The organism is Polaromonas sp. P3_B1 (assembly GCF_056402935.1).
Genome location: NZ_JBFUGK010000023.1, coordinates 17236 through 34378, shown reverse-complemented (window position 1 = coordinate 34378; position 17143 = coordinate 17236). Strand labels below are relative to the sequence as shown.

18 protein-coding genes are annotated in these 17143 nt (G+C 63.4%); 5 read left to right on the top strand and 13 right to left on the bottom strand.

Annotated features, from left to right (window positions below; translation table 11 throughout):
* Positions 1–4: 4 nt before the first annotated feature.
* Genes AC1DXS_RS14600 through AC1DXS_RS14570 form a run of 7 tightly spaced genes read right to left on the bottom strand, consistent with a single transcriptional unit; the run spans position 5 to position 6661 of the window.
* Positions 5–796 carry an SDR family NAD(P)-dependent oxidoreductase gene (locus tag AC1DXS_RS14600; protein WP_477738208.1) on the bottom strand — a complete coding sequence of 264 codons (792 nt, stop codon included), beginning with the start codon at positions 794–796 and terminating at the stop codon, positions 5–7.
* Between the two features lie 6 nt (positions 797–802).
* Positions 803–1351: a DUF3833 domain-containing protein gene (locus tag AC1DXS_RS14595; protein WP_477738207.1), complete on the bottom strand. Its 549-nt coding sequence runs from the start codon at positions 1349–1351 to the stop codon at positions 803–805.
* Entirely contained in the window at positions 1348–2655 is a 1308-nt protein-coding gene (locus AC1DXS_RS14590) for an MFS transporter (protein ID WP_477738206.1), read from the bottom strand. Before AC1DXS_RS14590 ends, AC1DXS_RS14595 begins: the two co-directional genes overlap by 4 nt.
* Positions 2652–3218, bottom strand: coding sequence for a chalcone isomerase family protein (locus AC1DXS_RS14585; protein ID WP_477738205.1), 567 nt, complete (start codon positions 3216–3218; stop codon positions 2652–2654). The genes AC1DXS_RS14590 and AC1DXS_RS14585 overlap by 4 nt, the downstream gene beginning before the upstream one ends.
* A gap of 5 nt (positions 3219–3223) precedes the next feature.
* The gene (locus AC1DXS_RS14580; protein WP_477738204.1) at positions 3224–4507 is read right to left on the bottom strand and encodes a class I SAM-dependent methyltransferase; all 1284 of its coding nucleotides are present in this window, start codon (positions 4505–4507) and stop codon (positions 3224–3226) included.
* A 40-nt stretch (positions 4508–4547) separates the two neighbouring features.
* Positions 4548–5366 carry a DUF1365 domain-containing protein gene (locus AC1DXS_RS14575; RefSeq protein ID WP_477738203.1) on the bottom strand — a complete coding sequence of 273 codons (819 nt, stop codon included), beginning with the start codon at positions 5364–5366 and terminating at the stop codon, positions 4548–4550.
* Positions 5363–6661, bottom strand: coding sequence for an NAD(P)/FAD-dependent oxidoreductase (locus AC1DXS_RS14570; RefSeq protein WP_477738257.1), 1299 nt, complete (start codon positions 6659–6661; stop codon positions 5363–5365). Before AC1DXS_RS14570 ends, AC1DXS_RS14575 begins: the two co-directional genes overlap by 4 nt.
* A 122-nt stretch (positions 6662–6783) precedes the next feature.
* Between AC1DXS_RS14570 and AC1DXS_RS14565 the strand changes: the two genes are divergently transcribed.
* Positions 6784–7401 carry a TetR/AcrR family transcriptional regulator gene (locus tag AC1DXS_RS14565; RefSeq protein ID WP_477738202.1) on the top strand — a complete coding sequence of 206 codons (618 nt, stop codon included), beginning with the start codon at positions 6784–6786 and terminating at the stop codon, positions 7399–7401.
* A 111-nt stretch (positions 7402–7512) separates the two neighbouring features.
* On the opposite strand, the gene AC1DXS_RS14560 is transcribed toward AC1DXS_RS14565, so the two are convergent.
* Complete coding sequence (locus AC1DXS_RS14560) at positions 7513–8415, bottom strand: LysR family transcriptional regulator (protein ID WP_477738201.1); 903 nt, start codon at positions 8413–8415, stop codon at positions 7513–7515.
* A 96-nt stretch (positions 8416–8511) separates the two neighbouring features.
* Between AC1DXS_RS14560 and AC1DXS_RS14555 the strand changes: the two genes are divergently transcribed.
* Positions 8512–9519 (top strand): zinc-dependent alcohol dehydrogenase family protein, encoded by a 1008-nt coding sequence (locus tag AC1DXS_RS14555; protein ID WP_477738200.1) that lies wholly within the window; start codon positions 8512–8514, stop codon positions 9517–9519.
* A 98-nt stretch (positions 9520–9617) separates the two neighbouring features.
* Here AC1DXS_RS14555 and AC1DXS_RS14550 read toward each other — a convergent pair whose 3' ends face one another.
* From AC1DXS_RS14550 to AC1DXS_RS14530, 5 genes are read right to left on the bottom strand one after another with little or no spacing between them, the layout of a single operon-like run.
* The gene (locus AC1DXS_RS14550) at positions 9618–10583 is read right to left on the bottom strand and encodes a DMT family transporter (RefSeq protein WP_477738199.1); all 966 of its coding nucleotides are present in this window, start codon (positions 10581–10583) and stop codon (positions 9618–9620) included.
* Positions 10584–10633: 50 nt separating this feature from the next.
* Positions 10634–11626: a substrate-binding domain-containing protein gene (locus AC1DXS_RS14545; protein ID WP_477738198.1), complete on the bottom strand. Its 993-nt coding sequence runs from the start codon at positions 11624–11626 to the stop codon at positions 10634–10636.
* Positions 11627–11663: 37 nt separating this feature from the next.
* Positions 11664–12647, bottom strand: coding sequence for a Bug family tripartite tricarboxylate transporter substrate binding protein (locus tag AC1DXS_RS14540; RefSeq protein ID WP_477738197.1), 984 nt, complete (start codon positions 12645–12647; stop codon positions 11664–11666).
* A 16-nt stretch (positions 12648–12663) separates the two neighbouring features.
* Complete coding sequence (locus AC1DXS_RS14535; protein WP_477738196.1) at positions 12664–12861, bottom strand: hypothetical protein; 198 nt, start codon at positions 12859–12861, stop codon at positions 12664–12666.
* 30 nt (positions 12862–12891) lie between these two features.
* Positions 12892–14199, bottom strand: coding sequence for a Rieske 2Fe-2S domain-containing protein (locus AC1DXS_RS14530; RefSeq protein ID WP_477738195.1), 1308 nt, complete (start codon positions 14197–14199; stop codon positions 12892–12894).
* A 176-nt stretch (positions 14200–14375) separates the two neighbouring features.
* On the opposite strand from AC1DXS_RS14530, the gene AC1DXS_RS14525 reads away from it, so the two are divergent.
* Genes AC1DXS_RS14525 through AC1DXS_RS14515 form a run of 3 tightly spaced genes read left to right on the top strand, consistent with a single transcriptional unit; the run spans position 14376 to position 17130 of the window.
* Positions 14376–15353: a PDR/VanB family oxidoreductase gene (locus AC1DXS_RS14525; RefSeq protein ID WP_477738194.1), complete on the top strand. Its 978-nt coding sequence runs from the start codon at positions 14376–14378 to the stop codon at positions 15351–15353.
* Positions 15350–16549: a Gfo/Idh/MocA family protein gene (locus AC1DXS_RS14520; RefSeq protein ID WP_477738193.1), complete on the top strand. Its 1200-nt coding sequence runs from the start codon at positions 15350–15352 to the stop codon at positions 16547–16549. Before AC1DXS_RS14525 ends, AC1DXS_RS14520 begins: the two co-directional genes overlap by 4 nt.
* Positions 16546–17130, top strand: coding sequence for a MarR family winged helix-turn-helix transcriptional regulator (locus AC1DXS_RS14515; RefSeq protein WP_477738192.1), 585 nt, complete (start codon positions 16546–16548; stop codon positions 17128–17130). The genes AC1DXS_RS14520 and AC1DXS_RS14515 overlap by 4 nt, the downstream gene beginning before the upstream one ends.
* Positions 17131–17143: the final 13 nt, after the last annotated feature.

Genomic DNA, 17143 nt, shown 5'->3' with positions numbered 1-17143 from the left:
TTTGCTAAGCCTGTCTGAGTCGGCGTGTCGCCGCAAAAAACAAGGGGTAGGGCAAAAGCCGCAAGGCTTTCATCCAGCGGGTAAAGCGTTTGGGGAAGTGGATTTCAAATTCTCCCCTTGCCCAGCCCCTCAATATCTCCGTCGCCGCCTGTTCAGGCGTGATCAGGGCCGGCATCTTGAACTGATTCTGGCGCGTCAACGGCGTCTTCACAAAGCCGGGGTTGATCAGCGACACACCCACACCCCGGGCGTGCAGGTCCAGGTACAGGGTCTCGGCCAAGTTGATGAGAGCGGCCTTGGTCGGGCCGTAGGCCAGGCTGTTGGGCAGGCCGCGATAGCCCGCCACGCTGCCCATCAGGCTGATGTGGCCGCGCTGGCCGGTGTGCGTGTCCGGCGGCCGTGCCAGCAGGTATGGCACTACCGCGTCGATCAGGTAAAGCGCGCCGAGGTAGTTCACTTCGTTGTGGCGCACAAGGTCGACCAGGTCCATATCCGTGGCGTCCATGGCGTGATAGTGCCCCGCGCAGTACAGCACGCAATCGAGCGCGCCCTGCGCGGCCAGGCTTGATGCGGCGGCCTTGACGGCGCGCGCGTCCGTCACGTCCAGCGGCAGGGACATGGCGCCGGCGTGCGCATCGACGAAGGCGCCGAGCGCGTCGATGTTGCGTGCCGACACCACAATCTTTGCGCCCTGGGCGTGCAACGCCGACGCGGTGGCCCGGCCGATGCCGGTGGACGCGCCCACCAGCCAGACCGTACGGCCGCGCCAGTCCTGCATGCGGGAGTTCAGTGCCATGGCGTCCTATCGTTTGATGAAGGAGAGCGTCACTTCGCCCAGCCCCACGCCCCATTTGCGCATGGCGGCTTTGTTGAGCATGACCTTGTCGTTCATAAGGTACATCCAGTCGTCGAACTGCACGTTGACCACCCTGCCCTCCACCGGCAAGGCCAGGGTGTAGGCCCAGTTGAAGGCGTTGCCGCTTTGCCGGCCCTCGGCGGTACCCACCACGTCGTCGGCCTGGCCGCTGTAGCGCCCGTCGGCGTGGCGGGTCAGGCGCCAGATGCGCCGCTGGGTGGTTCCGTCGGAATAGCTGAAGGCTTCGTCCAGCACGCCGGAGTCGCCCTTCCAGGTGCATGTCATCACCACGGTAAAGCGCTTGACGACCTTGCCCGAGCGGTCGGTGAAGATGCCGTACGCATCGAGCGTGCCGTTGAAGTAGTCGCGCAGTTCCAGCACCGGGGTTTCTTTGGCGTAGTCCTGGACTTGCGGCGTGCTGCATGCGCCCAGCAGTGCGGCCGAAAGCACGGCGGCGGGAATGAGTGCGCGGCTGAAAAAAGTGCGTTGTGTCATGGTGTGTGCGGCGGGGCCGCCGGTTGGATGATGAAAATCTGCAGTGCGCCGGCCGCCAGGGTCTTGAGCGCGCAGGGCAGCAGGCAGTAAGCGGCGGTGAGCACGTTGGACGCGCCGGCATCGCGCGCGCCGGGCACATAACCCAGCCAGCCCAGCAAAGGCAGGGCCAAGCCGGCGGCCAGCGCCAGGTTCAGCTTGGTGGCGAAGTTCCACCAGCCGAAGTAAGCGCCTTCAGCGCGGCCGCGATCACCGGCCCCGGCAATGACGCCCGCCAGGAGTGCGCCGGGAAGGACCAGGTCGCTGCCCAAGGCCGCGCCCGACAAGGCGCAGACCAGCAAAAACCAGGGCGCATCGCCCGCGCCCAGCTGGCTCGCGCCCAGAAAAACGGCAATGGACAGCAGCATGCCGAAGCGCCAGCTGTGCACCAGCCCCCAGCGCTTGACCCCGCGCAGCCACAGCGGCATGGACAGCGCGCCGCACACAAAGTACACCGCCAGCGCGGCGGACTGCATGGCCCCGCTGGCCTGCAGACGGTCCTGCAGGAAAAACAGCACAAGCGTCGCCGGGATGGCGCTGGCAATGCCGTTGAGCAGGTAGACGCCCAGGAGCCGGCGAAAGCCGGGGTTGCGCCACGGGTGCCAGAGCGTGTGGGGTGCCGCGGTCATAGTCGCATGGCGATGCCGCGCTGGCTGAGGCGCTGCGCGCCAGGCCCACCAGCCCCCAGCCAGACCGAAGAACAGCAGAGCCAGCATGGCGGGCAGGCCCAGGAGTACGGGAGTGACCGTCGCGAGCAGCACCCCGACCAGGCCCAGCCCTTCGCGCCAGGCCACCACGCGGCTGCGGTAGAGCGCGTCACCGCCGAGCATGGCACCCCAGGACTGATGCGCGACCGACAAGGCGCTGTAGGCCGCATAGGTCACCACCAGCCAGAACCCTGCCCACCAAAGCAAGACCCCGGGTTCATTCACCAGCGGCACAAACAAAAAAGAAAATCCCACGGCCAGCACGGCGGCCGCCACCGCGCCCATCGCCAGCACCGCGCGCAGCGAGGCGGCATACAAGCGATCGCATAAACGGCCCAGCAGCGGATCAATGACCGCATCGAGCAGGCGTGCGCCCAACAGCACAGCGCCCAAAGCCGCCAGCGACACCCCCCAATGGCGCGCATACAGATTGGGCATCAATACATAAAGGGGCAGAGCGCAAAACGCCAGGGGCAGACCCAGCAGGCCGTAGCGCACGCCGTCACCCACACTCCAGGCTTGGTATACCGTTTCGGTTTGGACTGCCGTGCGGAGATTCATGGTGCGCCGCCCGCCGGGACCGGTGATTTTTCCTGCGCCAGCAGCGCGCGGCGCAACTGCGGCTCAGAGGTTTGCGGTGACAGCCAGATGCCGAAAAAGAGTTTGGCAAACAGCGGGTCGCGCACCTCGCCGAGCAAGCGGCCGTTGCTCCAGAACACCGCGCCCGTGGCGGGCTGGTTCAAACCGGTGATGCGATCGCCGGCCTTCACATCCGGGAACAGCGCGCGCATCTGGCTTTCCCAATCGGCTTCCTGGGCGGGGGCCATGGCCGCCTGGCGGCGCATCTCGGCAATGGACCGTTTGGCGATGTCCGCACCCTTGAAGTCACGCAGGTAGGCCAGCTCCAACGCAAACGGACTTTGCTCATAACCCGACCCGGCAAACCCGGGGGCGACCCAAAGGGTGGCCTGGTAGACCTCAAAGCCCCAGAACCTGAACATGGCCTGGCCGGACAGGCTGGCAGAGGGCAGGCTCGGTCGCAGTTCCTGCGGCAAGGCCTGGGCGGACACGCCAGGCAGGCAGCCGGCCACCGCCAATACCGCGCAGGCAACAGCGTTTTTCATGCCAGTCATGCCGGAGGCGAAAGCGCGGCGGGCTTGCGCAAGGTGAACTGCATCAGGTTGATGTCCCCGGTGTCAAAGGCGGCCTCGCAGTAGGCCAGGTAAAACGCCCAGATCCGCATGAAGCGCTCGTCAAAGCCGAGCGCCGCCACCTCGGCCCCGCGCGCCGTGAAGGCATCGCGCCAGCGGCGCAGGGTCTCGGCGTAGTCCGCGCCGAAGGCGAATTCGTCCACCACCTCCAGCCCCGCGGCCTGGGCCTGGCGGCGAAACTCCCGAGGGCAAGGCAGGCAACCGCCGGGAAAGATGTACTGCTGGATGAAGTCGGTCGACTTCACATAACGGTCGAACAGCGCGTCGTTGATGACGATGCTCTGCACGCAGGCCCGCGCGCCGGGTTTGAGCAGGCGGCTCACGGCGGCAAAGTACGTGGGCCAATAGGCTTGCCCCACAGCCTCCACCATCTCGATGGAGCAGATCGCGTCAAACGGCGCGTCCGGGATGTCGCGGTAGTCCTGCAGGCGCAGATCGGCGCGCCCGCCCGCGCCGGTGCTCGCGCCCAGGCGCCGCATGCGCTCGTCGGCATAGGCCAGCTGCTCGGTGCTCAGTGTCACGCCCACCACGGTCGCGCCCCGTTCAAGGGCGGCTTGCTCGGCCAGCGCGCCCCAGCCGCAGCCGATTTCCAGCACACGGTCGCCGGGCTTCACGCCGGCCATGTCCAGCGCGCGGCGCACCTTGGCGTTTTGCGCCTCGGGCAAGGGGCGGGACAGGTCGCCGTCGAACCAGGCGCTGGAGTAGTTCATGGTCTCATCCAGCCACAGCCGGTAAAACGCGTTGCCCAGGTCGTAGTGGGCGTGGATGTTCTTGCGGCTGTTGGCGCGGCTGTTGTGGTGCAGCAGGTGCCGGGCGCGGTACAGCAGCCGCCCGAACCATGTGCCGAAGACCATGGCATCGATCTCCCGGCGATTGGCGGAGAACAGCTTGAGCAGTTCGGTCAGGTTGGGCGTGCTCCAGTCCCCGGCGATGTAGCTCTCGGCAAAACCGATGTCGCCGGACTTGAGCGCGGCACCGAACACCTTCCAGTTGTGCAGCGTGATGCTGGCACTGGGGTGCCCGGGCATGTGCATGTCATGCTGCTGCGGGTGCTCACCAAAGCGGCGCTGCGAGCCGTCGGGCAGGTGCAGGGTCAGCGCGCCGTGGCGCAGGTTTTGCAGCAGGCGCATCGCGCTTCGGGCGGCGGCTGGCGCATTCTCTGGAAACGCGAGGCCTTGGGCGGTGCGGGTAACGGCGTTCATGTCGGACTCCTCAATGGGGCATATCTCCCGCGCTGGGCATCTAGCGCGAGACAAAGGTTTGCGGCGGCGCGGGTTTTCGGAAGAAAGGCACTTTTTTCAGCCACAGGCGCAGCGCCTGGACATGGATGTGCAGCACCACACCCAGGGTCATCGCGGGATAGCGCCACACGGCGCTGCGCAGGACGGCCGGCGTGATGGGTTGCAGCGTGCCGCTCACACTGGTTTGCAGCACGGCGGCGTCGGCGAAAACGTCGTCGGCGTCGTCGTAAAAATCCACGCGGGCCACCGTGCGCGCCTGTCCGCCTTGTTCGCCTTGTTCGCTGCGCATAAAGCGAAAACGGTAGTGGCCCCGCACGGGGTTGAAGGGCGAGACATGAAATACCTTGTCCGCACGCTGCTCCACGCCGTAGCGGGGGGCGTCCAGCACATAGCAGTGCCGCTCGCCAAACGTGTTGTTGACTTCCACCACGATGGCGCGCAGGCTGCCGTCCTGGTCGCCCGCCGCGCGGTGGCAATACCAGAAGCTCACCGGCTTGAAGGTGTAGCCCAGCACGCGCGGATACGTGTGCAGCCAGGCTTCGCCGGTCGCGTCATGAATGCCCTCGCGCTTGAGCACTTCGTCCAGCCACGCGATGGCGCCGCCCTGCTCCGGCGCGCGCCCGTCGCCGTGGTCGGTCTCGAAAAAGCTCAGCGGGCCCCCGCGGTTGATGTCCCACTGGCCGGGCTGGGGCGCCTGCCTGTGCAGGCTGCGCAGTGGCAGCATCAGGAAGTAGGTGGGGTAAACAAATGCGTGGCGCCGCGGGCGCAGGCGGCTGTGGCGCACCTGGCCGAAACCGATGAGCGGCACGGGCTGGCTCATGCGTCCGCCAACAGCTGCGCCGCGGCAGCCAGCCCGGCCTTGAGGCCGTCTTCATGAAAACCGTAGCCCATCCAGGAGCCGGCAAAGTAGCGATGGTGTTTTCCCTGCAATGCCGGCATGCAGTGCTGTGCAGCCACGGCGACCGGATCAAACACCGGATGGGCATAGTCGTACTCGCCGATGATGCGGTCTTGTGCGATGGGGCGCACCGGGTTCAGGGACACGATCACCGGCTGCTCCCAAGGCAGGGGCTGCAAACGGTTGAGCAGGTAGTGCAGGCACACGCGCGCGCCCTCCTGCCGGGGCAGCGCCGAGCGCTCATAGTTCCAGGCCGCCCATGCCGCCCTGCATGCCGGCAAGACGGAGGCATCCGTGTGCAGCACAGCCTTGTTGGACTGGTAGTGGATGGCGCCCAGCGTTTCACGCTCCCGCACCGTTGGCGCGGCCAGCATGTGCAGGGCCTGGTCGGAATGGGTGGCGATGATGACCTTGTCAAACAGCTCGACACCTGCATCGGTGTGGATGCGCACGCCGCCTTTGCCGTCCGGCGTGCCGTCCAGGTGTTCGATACGGCGCACCGGGGTGTTCAGCCGCTTGTCCGCAATGCCAGCGGTGATTTTTTCGACATAGTGCCGGGCGCCGCCCTGCACGGTCCACCACTGCGGGCGGTTGGTGATTTGCAGCAGGCCGTGGTTGTGGCAAAAGCGCACCATGGTCGAAACCGGGAACTGCAGCATCTGCGCGGTGGGACAACTCCAGATGCAGGCCATCATGGGCAGGAAATACCAGTCGCGAAACGCGGTGCCGAAACCTTGCTCGTCCAGAAACGCACCCAGCGGCTGGCGCAGTTGCACGTCGCTTGCGTCTTGAGCCATGCGGGTGGCCAGGGTGTTGAAGCGCAACAGGTCGCGCAGCATGCCCCAAAAGCGCGGGTTCAGCAGGTTGGCGCGTTGCGCAAACACGGTGTTCAGGCTGGAGCCGCTCCACTCCAGGACACGGCCGCTGGCGGCATCCTGGGCCCGCACCGAAAACGACATCTCCGACTTGACGGTCGCCACGTCCAGCTCCGCCAGCAGCTCGATCAATTGCGGGTAGGTGCGCTCGTTAAAAACCAGAAACCCCGTGTCCACCCCGTGGGTAAGCTCGCCGCGCGGAGTGGGCAGCGTCACGTCAACGGTGTGGGTGTGCCCGCCAAACCAGGCGCCCGCTTCCAGCAGCGTGACTTCCGCCTTGCCATGCAAGGCATGGGCGGCCGCCAGGCCAGAAATACCCGAACCCACGATGGCTACTTTGATCGACACCGGCACTCCTTGAATTGCTCAGGTCAATTATATACTGCATAGTATTTATTAAAACTACTTAGTATTAATATTTCCTCACAATTCTTTTTTCAAACCAAACTGGCTAAAATCAAGCCATGACGAGCACCCTCCCCCCCAAGGCTTCCTTCAAGGCACAAATGCTGCTGGCGCGTGAAGACGCCATCATTCAGTCGGTGAACCGTTTGCTGGCTGAAAAAGGCTTTGAATCCATGACGGTGGACGAAGTGGCCGCCGACGTGGGCATTGCCAAGGCCAGCCTGTACAAGCACTTCCCCAGCAAGGAAGACCTGGCGGCGGCGGCCATGGTGTCCGTCATGCGCCGGGCACAGGCTTTTCTGGACACATTGCCCACTGAGCTGTCCGCCGTGGACAAGCTGCGCAGAGTCGTGGCGTGGACCATGGGCCTGAAGCTGGCGGGTGAAATGCCTTCGCTGCCCAGCCAGAACTCCAGCCTTCGGACCGCGCTGATGGGCAACAAAGACTACATGGACGGGCTCATGGACGTGAGCGATCGTTTGGGCGCCTGGATTGAAGCGGCCCAGGCCCAAGGCGCCCTGAACCCCAAGCTCCCGCCCGTCGTCGTGCTGTACACGCTATACGCCCGCGCCTGCGATCCGGTTCTGGAGTTCCTGAAAATGGGCGAGCTCTACACCAACGATCAGATCATCGCTTTCGTACTCAGCACCTGCTTTGAGGGTCTTGAAACCAGGTAAGGGCACCGTCACGCGTGCCGGATCGCGAGCTCAGGAAGCGGGTCACTGAAAAGTGTTATGGCCAGCGCTGGCCATCTTTCGATGCCGTTGAAGAGATCTGCAATGAGCGCTCTAACGGCCCTGATTTCGACGAAATTCAACCGCCAGGCTTTCTTGCAGGCCGTCCACCACAGCTTGAAGTCTTCCCAGGTATGGCGCCCTGATGAGTGCGATCTGCATCTGTAAATCCAGGCCGCGCACGCTGATGGCGCGTAACCCGGACCGCTTCAAACTTGTTGCCTTGCGTTTAGGAAGCATTCCGATACCCAGGCCTCTTTCGATAAGCGATGCCTGCAGGGCCATGTCGTGGACCTCCGCCGAGATACGAAATTGCGAGCCACTCTTCTCTACTGCGCCACGCAAAGAGGCGCGCGACCCGCACAGGGTATCCGGTGTGAGAATCCAGCCGAATCTATTTAGCTCGCCAAGGGAGGGCGTTCTTGGCAGAGCCAGGTTGCGCGAGGCAAGAAAGACAAGGTCGTCGCGCGCCAATACCGGGCCGGGCAACATGGCCAAGCTGTCTCTCGCTCCTGCCACCATGACAAGGGCGGCGTCCAGTTCGCCTTTGTCCACTTTCGGAATGAGTTCGTTTGTCCATCCCGCAGTCAATCGCAGGTTCAGGTCCGGAAAATTCTGCTTCAGATATTGAAGGCTGTTTACCACGCCGGATTCCGCCAGGGCATGCGCTATTCCAACTCTGAAATCCCCGGCGGGGGTTGCATCAACAGCGGCAGCGTTCTTCAGCTCCTCAAACGCGGCAAGAACCTTTCTGGCGTGCCCCAACACGGCCATACCAGCGGAGGTTAGACGCGCCGGTTTTGCGCGGCGATCCAGCAGCGTGGTGCCGAGTACTTCTTCCAGGCGCTGCAATTGCCGCGTGACAGCTGGCTGCGTCAATGGAATGCGATTTGCGACCGCTTGAATTGAGCCGGTCTCAGCAAGAAGAACAAAGGCTTTTAACTCGGCAAGCATCATGCACCGTTGGAATGAAAATTATCAAAATAATGAATTTGATTAATGTCAATCACTGAAGGATAGTGCATCGCCTGGACAAAACCAACAGGAGAAAGCATGAAATCCATAGTGATCGAAAAGAATGGCTTTGACGGACTGAAGTTGATCAGCCAGGAAGCGCCCCTGCCGGGGCCTCGGCAAGTTCTTTTGCGTGTCAGGGCGGTCGGGCTGAATTACCGCGACGTTGAAATAGTGCTCGGCTCCTATCACACACCCTTCAAGTTTCCGCTCGTGCCGATGTCGGACTGCTTGGGGGAAGTGATCGAGGTCGGGAAGGACGTCACGCGCGTGAAAAAGGGCGACCGGGCCGTTGTGGCATTTTGGGAAAGGTGGCACGACGGCTCCTTTGATGCGAGTGTCGCGGGATCGCCGCTGGGCGGCCCCTCAGACGGTGTTTTGAGCGAGCAGTTTCTGACAAGCGAAGACAGGCTTGTGGTCGTGCCGCCGGAAATTAGCGACATCGAGGCGGCGAGTCTTCCTTGCGCTGCATCCACGGCGTGGAATGCCCTTGTCACTTCTGGAGGCGTAAAGCCGGGTGAGGTGGTACTGGTGCAGGGAACCGGCGGGGTGTCCTTGTTTGCCATGCAATTCGCCGCGATGGCGGGTGCTCAGGTTGTGATTACTTCCGGCAGCGATGAGAAGTTGGAAAAACTGACCACGCGGGGCATCTTGGGGAAAGTAAATTACAAGAGATATCCCAACTGGTCAGTTGAGGTTCTCAAACTGACGAATGGCCGGGGTGTCGATCACGTTCTCGAGGTCGGCGGACCCCAAAGCTTCGAACATTCACTGAAATCGATTCGCCCAGGAGGCCAAATTAACGTGATCGGCTATCTGGGCGGCGTTGATGGGGGGATCAATCCCCTGGATATTTTCCGCAAGCAGGCGACCGTTCGAGGAATTCCGGTCGGTTCACGCCGAATGCTGCAAGAACTGGTCCAAGCGATGGCATCGACGAAGACAAAACCGATGATTGATTCCGTCACCCACTGGACAAATGCCGCGCAGGCGCTTCAGCGCCTCCATTCGGGAAAACACTTTGGCAAAGTCATTTTGTCTTTCTGAGTCATTTCGTTCAGGCAAGCCAATTTGCGACCTTGCCACCGGAATTTATCCCGATTGTTCTAAAAATCGGAGGCAGTGGGTCGGCGACTTGGGGCCTGTTACCGCATCACGATGATGGCGATGCCGAGCAATGTCAAGCCGCTGCCGGCCAGCGTGATCGCCGTGATCCTGTCCTGGTTCTTGAACAGCAGGTGGCTGAGCGGAAACACCAGGATGGGTGTGCACAGCGTCACCAGCGTGGCGACGGACAAGGGGATATAGCGCATGGCGCCGATCGCGCACATCTGCGCCGTGATGGTGGTCACACCTATGGTGGCAAACAACGCCATGCCGCTGCGGCTGGCCGCGCGCGCGCGCGAAACAATGCCGCTTTTGTCGGCGCTGAAAGCCAGCTGCAACGCCAGGCCGCAGGCCGCGCCTATCAGCGCGCCCAGGACGGGCTCGTTCCAGCTGCGCACGGCGCTTCCGCGCAGCACATTGCCGATGGCGTAGGCCAGCGAACTGCCCATGCCCAGCAGCAGCACCGATTGCATGAGGCGCTGGATCACCGAGGACCCGACGACGGCGGGCGCGGGCTCGCCGTCGGGCACCATCGCGGCGACTGTGCTGCGCCGCGAAAAAACACCGGGCTTGCTGCTGACCAGTATCAGCCCGGCGATGGTCATCACCATGCCCAGCACCACCAGCGGCGTCAAGCGCTCCCCCAGCAGCAGCCAGGCCATGGTGGCGGTAAAGAGCGGGCTGCTGATCTGGAAAATGCTGGCCTTGGCGGGGCCGAAGCGCACCACGGACTCATAGAAAAACCAGCGTCCCAGGTAGGTCGAGAACCCGCCCGCCGCCGCGAACATGAGGAATGCGGGCAGGTTCCATTGCAGGCTGTCGGTGCGCAACTGCATCTGCACCCCCAACGCCAGCGCGGAAAACACCACGTTGGTGGACGTCGCAATCAGGAAGCCCAGCCCCAGGTCCAGGCGGGCGGACGCCGCCTTGGTAATGAGGATGGAAGCGGTGAAGAGCAGCAAGGCCCCGCCGGCCAGCAGGTAGCCCAGGTAGGTGTCAGACATCCAGCCTCATTTTGTTGTCGTTCCGGAGAATCGCGCGCCTTTCACCACGGCTATATCTTGAACGCCTCGAGCGATTCGGGCGCGAACAACTCTTCGGGCAAGAGCAGCCGTTTGGACAGGCCCTGCTCAAAGGAGTAGCGCAAAAAAGTCTGCAAGGTGTTCTGGTTTTTCTCAAAGCCATAGGGCCAGAAGTCTTCGCCCATCTCGCGCCTGACCTGCTCCACGTGCGAAGTCAGCCAGGGCAGCATCGCCTTGAGGGCCGCGGTTTCGTAAAGGTCTTCATAGGTGCGGCGCTGCGACTCTTCGAGCGCCTTCATCATGGAGCGCGCCACCCAGCGGTTGGCCTCGTAGACGTCGCGGCGTATCGCCACCGTGTGCATGATGGGAAAGATGCCCGTCTCTTTGAAGTAGTTGCGCTCGACCTGTTCGTAGTCGTCAAACAGGCGCAGCACCTTGCCGCCGCCCTTGAGGAAGCTTGAGGGCATGCGTGCGGTGTAAAGCGCATCGATCTCGCCGTCGAGCAGCATCTGCGCCAGGGTTTGCTCGGGCCCTATGCGTTCGACCTTGATGTTGGGCGGCAAATCGAGCTTGATTTTTTCAGAGCGCCCGGGCTCCTCTTCACCGCCGGTGAAGTACGTCACGCTGTCGACGGGCACGCCGTAGTGGTCGGAGAGAATGCCGCGTATCCACACCGGCGCCGTCATCTGGTACTCGGGGTTGCCGACGCGCTTGCCGATCAGGTCCTTGGCTTCGCGGATGCCTGAGTTGGCGTTCACATAAATGCAGGAGTGGCGGAAGAAGCGCGAGGGAAAAACCGGGATCGCCACAAAGGGCCGCGACTCGTTGAACATGGACACGGTGTACGACGAGAGCGACATTTCCGCGACGTCAAACTCCTTGTGCCGCAGCATGCGGAAGAAGGTTTCTTCCACCGGCATGTTGAGGTAGTTCAAATCGATGCCGTCGGGCTGCACGCTCCCGTCCATCAGGGCGCGGGTGCGGTCGTAGTTCCAGCAGCCGAAGCTCAGTTTCAGTTTTGACATGTGGCCGTGTGTTCCTTGAGAGAGATTTCAGAGGGGATTACTCTGGTTTGATGCCTGAAGCGGCGATGGCTTTGCTCAGGCGTTCGTTCTCGCCGAGGATGGCTTTGCCGTAATCGGCCGGGCTGCTGCCTATGGGCTCTATGCCGGCATTGTTGAGCGTGGCGATGACGTCCGGCATCCTGGCGATATGCGCCATTTCGGCGCTGATGCGTTCAATGGCGCTGGCCGGTGTGCCGGTGGCGGCCAGCACGCCCACGATGGGCGCAAAGTCAAAACCCGGAATGATTTCGGCGATGGCCGGCACATTGGGTTCCTGGGCCGAGCGCTGGGCGGAGTTGGTGGCCAGCAGCTTGACCTGCCCACCCTTCACAAAGCCCACCAGCGACGGCAAGGCCGAAAACAGCACATCGACCTGGCCGCCAATCAGCGCGGGCACGGACTGCCCCGTCCCCTTGAAAGGCACATGCGTGAGCTGCAGGCCCAGCGCGGCTTTCAGCGCCTCCATGGTCAGGTGGTGGGTGCTGCCGATGCCGGAAGACCCATAGTTCAGCGTGCCGGGCTTGGCCTTGGCCAGCGCGATGAATTCCTGCAGCGTGTTGGCCGGCACCTTGGGGTGCACCGCCAGGTACAGCGGCGCGCGCGCCGCGAGCGAGACCGGCATGAAGTCGCGCTTGTAGTCATAGCCCAGGTTTTTATAGATGGCGGGGTTGATGGAGAACATCGAGCCGTCGGTCACCAGAAAGGTGTAGCCGTCTTTGGGCGCCGTGGCCAGCGCCTGCGCGGCCACCACGCCGTTGGCGCCGGGCCGGTTGTCGACCACCACCGCCTGGCCCAGTCTGTCGCCCAGGCGCTGCGCGAAGATGCGCGCCACCGTGTCGGGCAGGCCGCCGGCCGCATAGGGCACGACAAATTTGATGGGCCGGCTCGGGTAGGCGCCTTGGGCCCCGGCGAATTGGGGCAACAGCATGCCGGCCGCCAGCAATGCGCTGGCCAGCAAGAGGGAGCGGCGTGATGGGTTCATGGGTTTGTCTCCTGGTTTAGGGGCTGGTTTTATTGACTAACTTATTGACTAATTTGATCGGCACGGACGGAAAACGATAAGGATAGAGAAGAAGTGTGAGGAAGAAAACGCAGCTTGCCTGTTGATGTTTCGTTACTTCAAACCATTCACCGTTCGGGCTGAGCTTGTCGAAGCCCTTCGACAAGCTCAGGGCGAACGGTGATGATTTGGTCATGGTTTGCACAGCGCTCAACAGGCTGCCCACCTAGGTGGAGTAGGACGGCTCCAGCGCCGGCTCTCGCGTGTCCCAGACATACGATGCCTGGTAGGCGCGCCAGTCGGTGGTCTTGGGCACGATGGCCTGGAAGGCGACCACACTGGACGGAATGCGCAAGGCGCCCGTGCCTATGGCGGCCCCGCCGGCCTGGAAGGCGCGCACCGCCTCCAGCATCTGCTTGCGGAACTCGACCACCGCCATGTCGCTGGCGCCCAGGCGCTCGTGCGTGCGGTCGGCAATCGGCCCCATGGTGACCCACATCGCGATGTCCTGGTTCGGGAACCCGGTGATGCCGGTGAAATTCCCGGCCTTCATGGCCTCGCGGTCCTGCCAGAAACTATTGCCGCGGTTGCGCAGCGGCGCATAGTTGGTGTCCAGGTCGATCCCGATCTGCTGGCCCAGGAATCTGCGCCAGGTGTCGGTGTCCGGCGTTTGCGAAGGATGGCCCCAGGCGATGAAGTAGAACGCCGTGTTGGTGTCGTCCATCGGCACATTGATGTTGGCCACGTTGTAGAGGTTGTTGGGCGGTATCAGCGCGGTGGCCGGCGCCACGAACACGGTGGAGCGGATGTAGTCGTTGGCGGCCGCATTCTTGATGGGGCGGCGGATTGCGGCATACCGGAAGCCGTAGCCGCCGCGCTCCACCTGCATGCGCGGCGCCTTGTCGGTCGAGGGGCGCAGCCAGTTGGTGTCGGTGGCTTCGGCGCCGTCCACGCGTGCCGGCACCATGTCCGACGAATGCAGGCTGGAGCTGTGGGCCGAATCGATCGCGCCTTCAAGAATTTGCGCCCAGTTGCAGGGAATGAGCGCCTTGGCGATGGTCACCCGGACATCGGCCGTGGGCGCCCAGGCCGGCGGCACGAACTCGGGCTGGGTTTCCTTGGGGCCCATATAGGCCCAGACAAAACCGCCCCACTCTTTCACCGGGTAGGCCAGGTGCTTGACCTTTTGCGCCATGCCGCTGGCGGCGGGCTCGGAAACCATCTCCAGCACATTGCCTTCGACGTCCATCTTCCAGCCGTGGTACAGGCAGCGCAGGCCGCAGTCTTCGTTGCGGCCGAACACCAGCGACACGCGCCGGTGCGGGCAGTATTCGTCCATCACGCCGACGCGGCCCTTGGTGTCGCGAAACACCACCAGGTCTTCGCCGAAGACGCGTGCCTTGACGGGGGTGCCGTCGGGCTCGCTGACCTCCTCGATCAGGCAGACGGGCGTCCAGTGGCGGCGCATCATCTGGCCCATGGGGGCTTGGCCTTCCACGCGGCAGAGCAGTTCATTTTCTTCAGCGGTCAGCATTGCGGATGTCCTTCTGGTCGGTGATGTCGTCAGTAACGGCCTGTGAACAGCGGCCTTGGATCAACAGGTTAAACAGGTTTAAAAACAGCTTGCAAATCCGGGGCAAGATGATTATTCTTAGATGACTAAGAATATCGTCGTTTTGTGATTTGTCAAGAAAATTAGTGGAGACAAGAATGAGCGTTAACCCCAGGGATCCGGCCATCGACCCCGACTTTTTCACGCTGAAGGTAGCGCGCAAGGAGGAAGTCGCGCAAGGTATTTATCTGTTCGAGCTACACCATCCTGAAGGCGCGCCCCTGCCCGCTTTCACGGCCGGCTCCCACCTGACAGTAGAGGTGCCCAGCGGCATGCGCCGCAACTACTCGCTGTGCAGCGACCCGGCCGACACGGGCGCCTGGCAGATCGCTGTCAAGCGCGACGAGCGCGGCCGCGGCGGCTCGATCAGCATGGCCGACGAAGTGCAGCCGGGACAGTTGCTGCCCGTCAGCGCGCCGCGCAACAATTTCGAACTCGCCGCGCATGCGAACGACTTTATTTTCATCGCGGGCGGCATAGGCATCACGCCCATCCTCTCCATGATGCGGCAGCTCAAGCGCACGAAGGCCGGCGGCTTCAAGCTCTACTACTGCACGAGGGACGCCGCCGGCACGGCATTCAGCAAAGAGCTGCAGGCTGAATTCCCCGGCCAGGTGCAGATACACCACGACAACGGCCATATCGACGATGCGCTGGACCTGTGGCCGGTGTTTGAAAAGCCCGGCCCCGCCCACGTCTACTGCTGCGGCCCCAAAGGCCTGATGGACAGCGTGGCCGACATGTCGGGCCACTGGCCTTCAGGCAGCGTGCATTTCGAAAGTTTTGGCGTCGACGCCGCCGTGTATGCCGAAAACACGCCCTTCAGCGTGCGTCTGCCCAGAAGCGGCAAGACCGTGGAAGTCGGCGCGGAGCAAACCATTCTGGAAGCCCTGCGCGGCAGCGGCCTGCGTGTGGCCAGCTCCTGCGAAAGCGGCACCTGCGGCACCTGCAAGACCGCCCTCCTTGCAGGCGAGGCCGAGCACCGCGACATGGTGCTGACCGATGACGAAAAAGCCGATCACATCATGGTCTGCGTCTCGCGCGCAAAATCGCCGGAACTGGTACTGGACTTATGACACAGCGCACATTGAAACTCGGCATCGTCGGCCTGGGGCGGGCCTTCACGCTCATGCTGCCGACCTTTGTGCACGACGGCCGCGTGAAGCTGGTGGGCGCGACCGACCCCCTAGACGCCGCGCGCGCGCAGTTTGAAAAAGACTTCGGCGCGCCCAGCTACGACTGCCTCGAAGCGCTCTGCGCCAACCCGGCAGTCGAGGCGCTCTACATCGCCTCGCCGCACCAGTTCCATGCCGAACACGTGCGCCTGGCCGCCTCCTTCGGCAAGCATGTGATGGTGGAAAAGCCCATGGCACTGACGGTGGACGAATGCACCGGCATGATCGACGCGGCCCGCGCCGCGGGTGTCCACCTCATCGTGGGCCATAGCCATAGCTTCAACACCCCGATACGGCGCACGCGCGAACTGATTGACACCGGCCGCTACGGCGCGGTCAAGATGATCCACGCATTGAACTTCACCGACTTTCTTTACCGCCCGCGCCGGCCCGAAGAGCTGGACACGGCCGCCGGCGGCGGCGTGATCCACAGCCAGGCCACGCACCAGATGGACATCGTGCGCCTGCTGGGCGGCGGGCTGGTGCGCAGCGTGCGCGCCCACACCGGCGCCTGGGACGCCACCCGCCCCACCGAGGGCGCCTACAGCGCCTTGCTGGGTTTTGAAGGCGGCGCCTTTGCCTCGGCCACCTACAGCGGCTACGGCCACTTCGATTCGGACGAGCTGCTCGGGAGTATCGGAGAAATGGGCCAAGCCAAAAACCCGGCCGATTACGGTGCGGCGCGCAAGCGCCTCCAGGGCGCGGCCACGTCCGCCGAAGAAAGCGCGCTGAAGGCGGCCCGCAACTACGGCGGCAGCCTCTACACCGCCGGCAGCGCCCTGCCCGCCGGCCTGCAACACCAGCATTTCGGCCACATCGTCGTGAGCTGCGAAAAAGCCGACCTGCGACCAGGGCCCTCAGAAATCACCATTTACGCCGACAACGAAAAAACCGTGGAAGCCCTGCCCGCCCCGACCGTCCCGCGCCAGGAAGTGATTGACGAGCTCTACGCCGCCGCCGTCCATGACAGGCCGGCGGTGCACAGCGGGCAATGGGCCCGCGCCACCACGGCCGTCTGCCTGGCCCTGCTTGAATCGGCGCGCAGCGGCCGGGATTGCGTGCCCCCGCACCAAGTCGGTCACAATGCGGGGTCATGAGCAACGACACCCAAAATATCATCCGCCACTGGCGCGAAGCCGTGCCCAATGACCGCCTCGCGCACCTGATCCGCGATGCCTCACGCGCCTTTCACCGCGCGCTGCAGGTTCGGCTGGCGCGGCATGGGGTGCCATTCGGGCACTGGACCTTTCTGCGCATCCTCTGGGAATCCGACGGCCTCACGCAAAAAGAACTCAGCGAGCGTGCCGGCGTCATGGAGCCCACCACCTTCACCGCCATGAAAGCCATGGAGGCGCTGGGCTACATAGAGCGCAAGCAACTGCCCACCAACAAGAAAAATATGTATGTGCACCTGACCGACCAGGGCCGCGCACTCAAAAAGTTGCTGGTGCCCCTGGCCGAAGAGACCAACAACGTGAGCATTGAAGGCATAGAGCCCGCGGACATCAAGACCACGCGGGCGGTGCTGCTGGCCATGATCGAGAACCTCGCCCGGGACGAGCTCCTGCRGGAAAGAACCCCACTGGCCAGGCGCAGGGCTGCGGCCGCTGATCGCGATCCGCAGGAGGCAGCCGAAAAGGTGAAAATTACCCAAAAAAAGAAACCCGCGAGCCGATAAGCGCGCGGGGAAT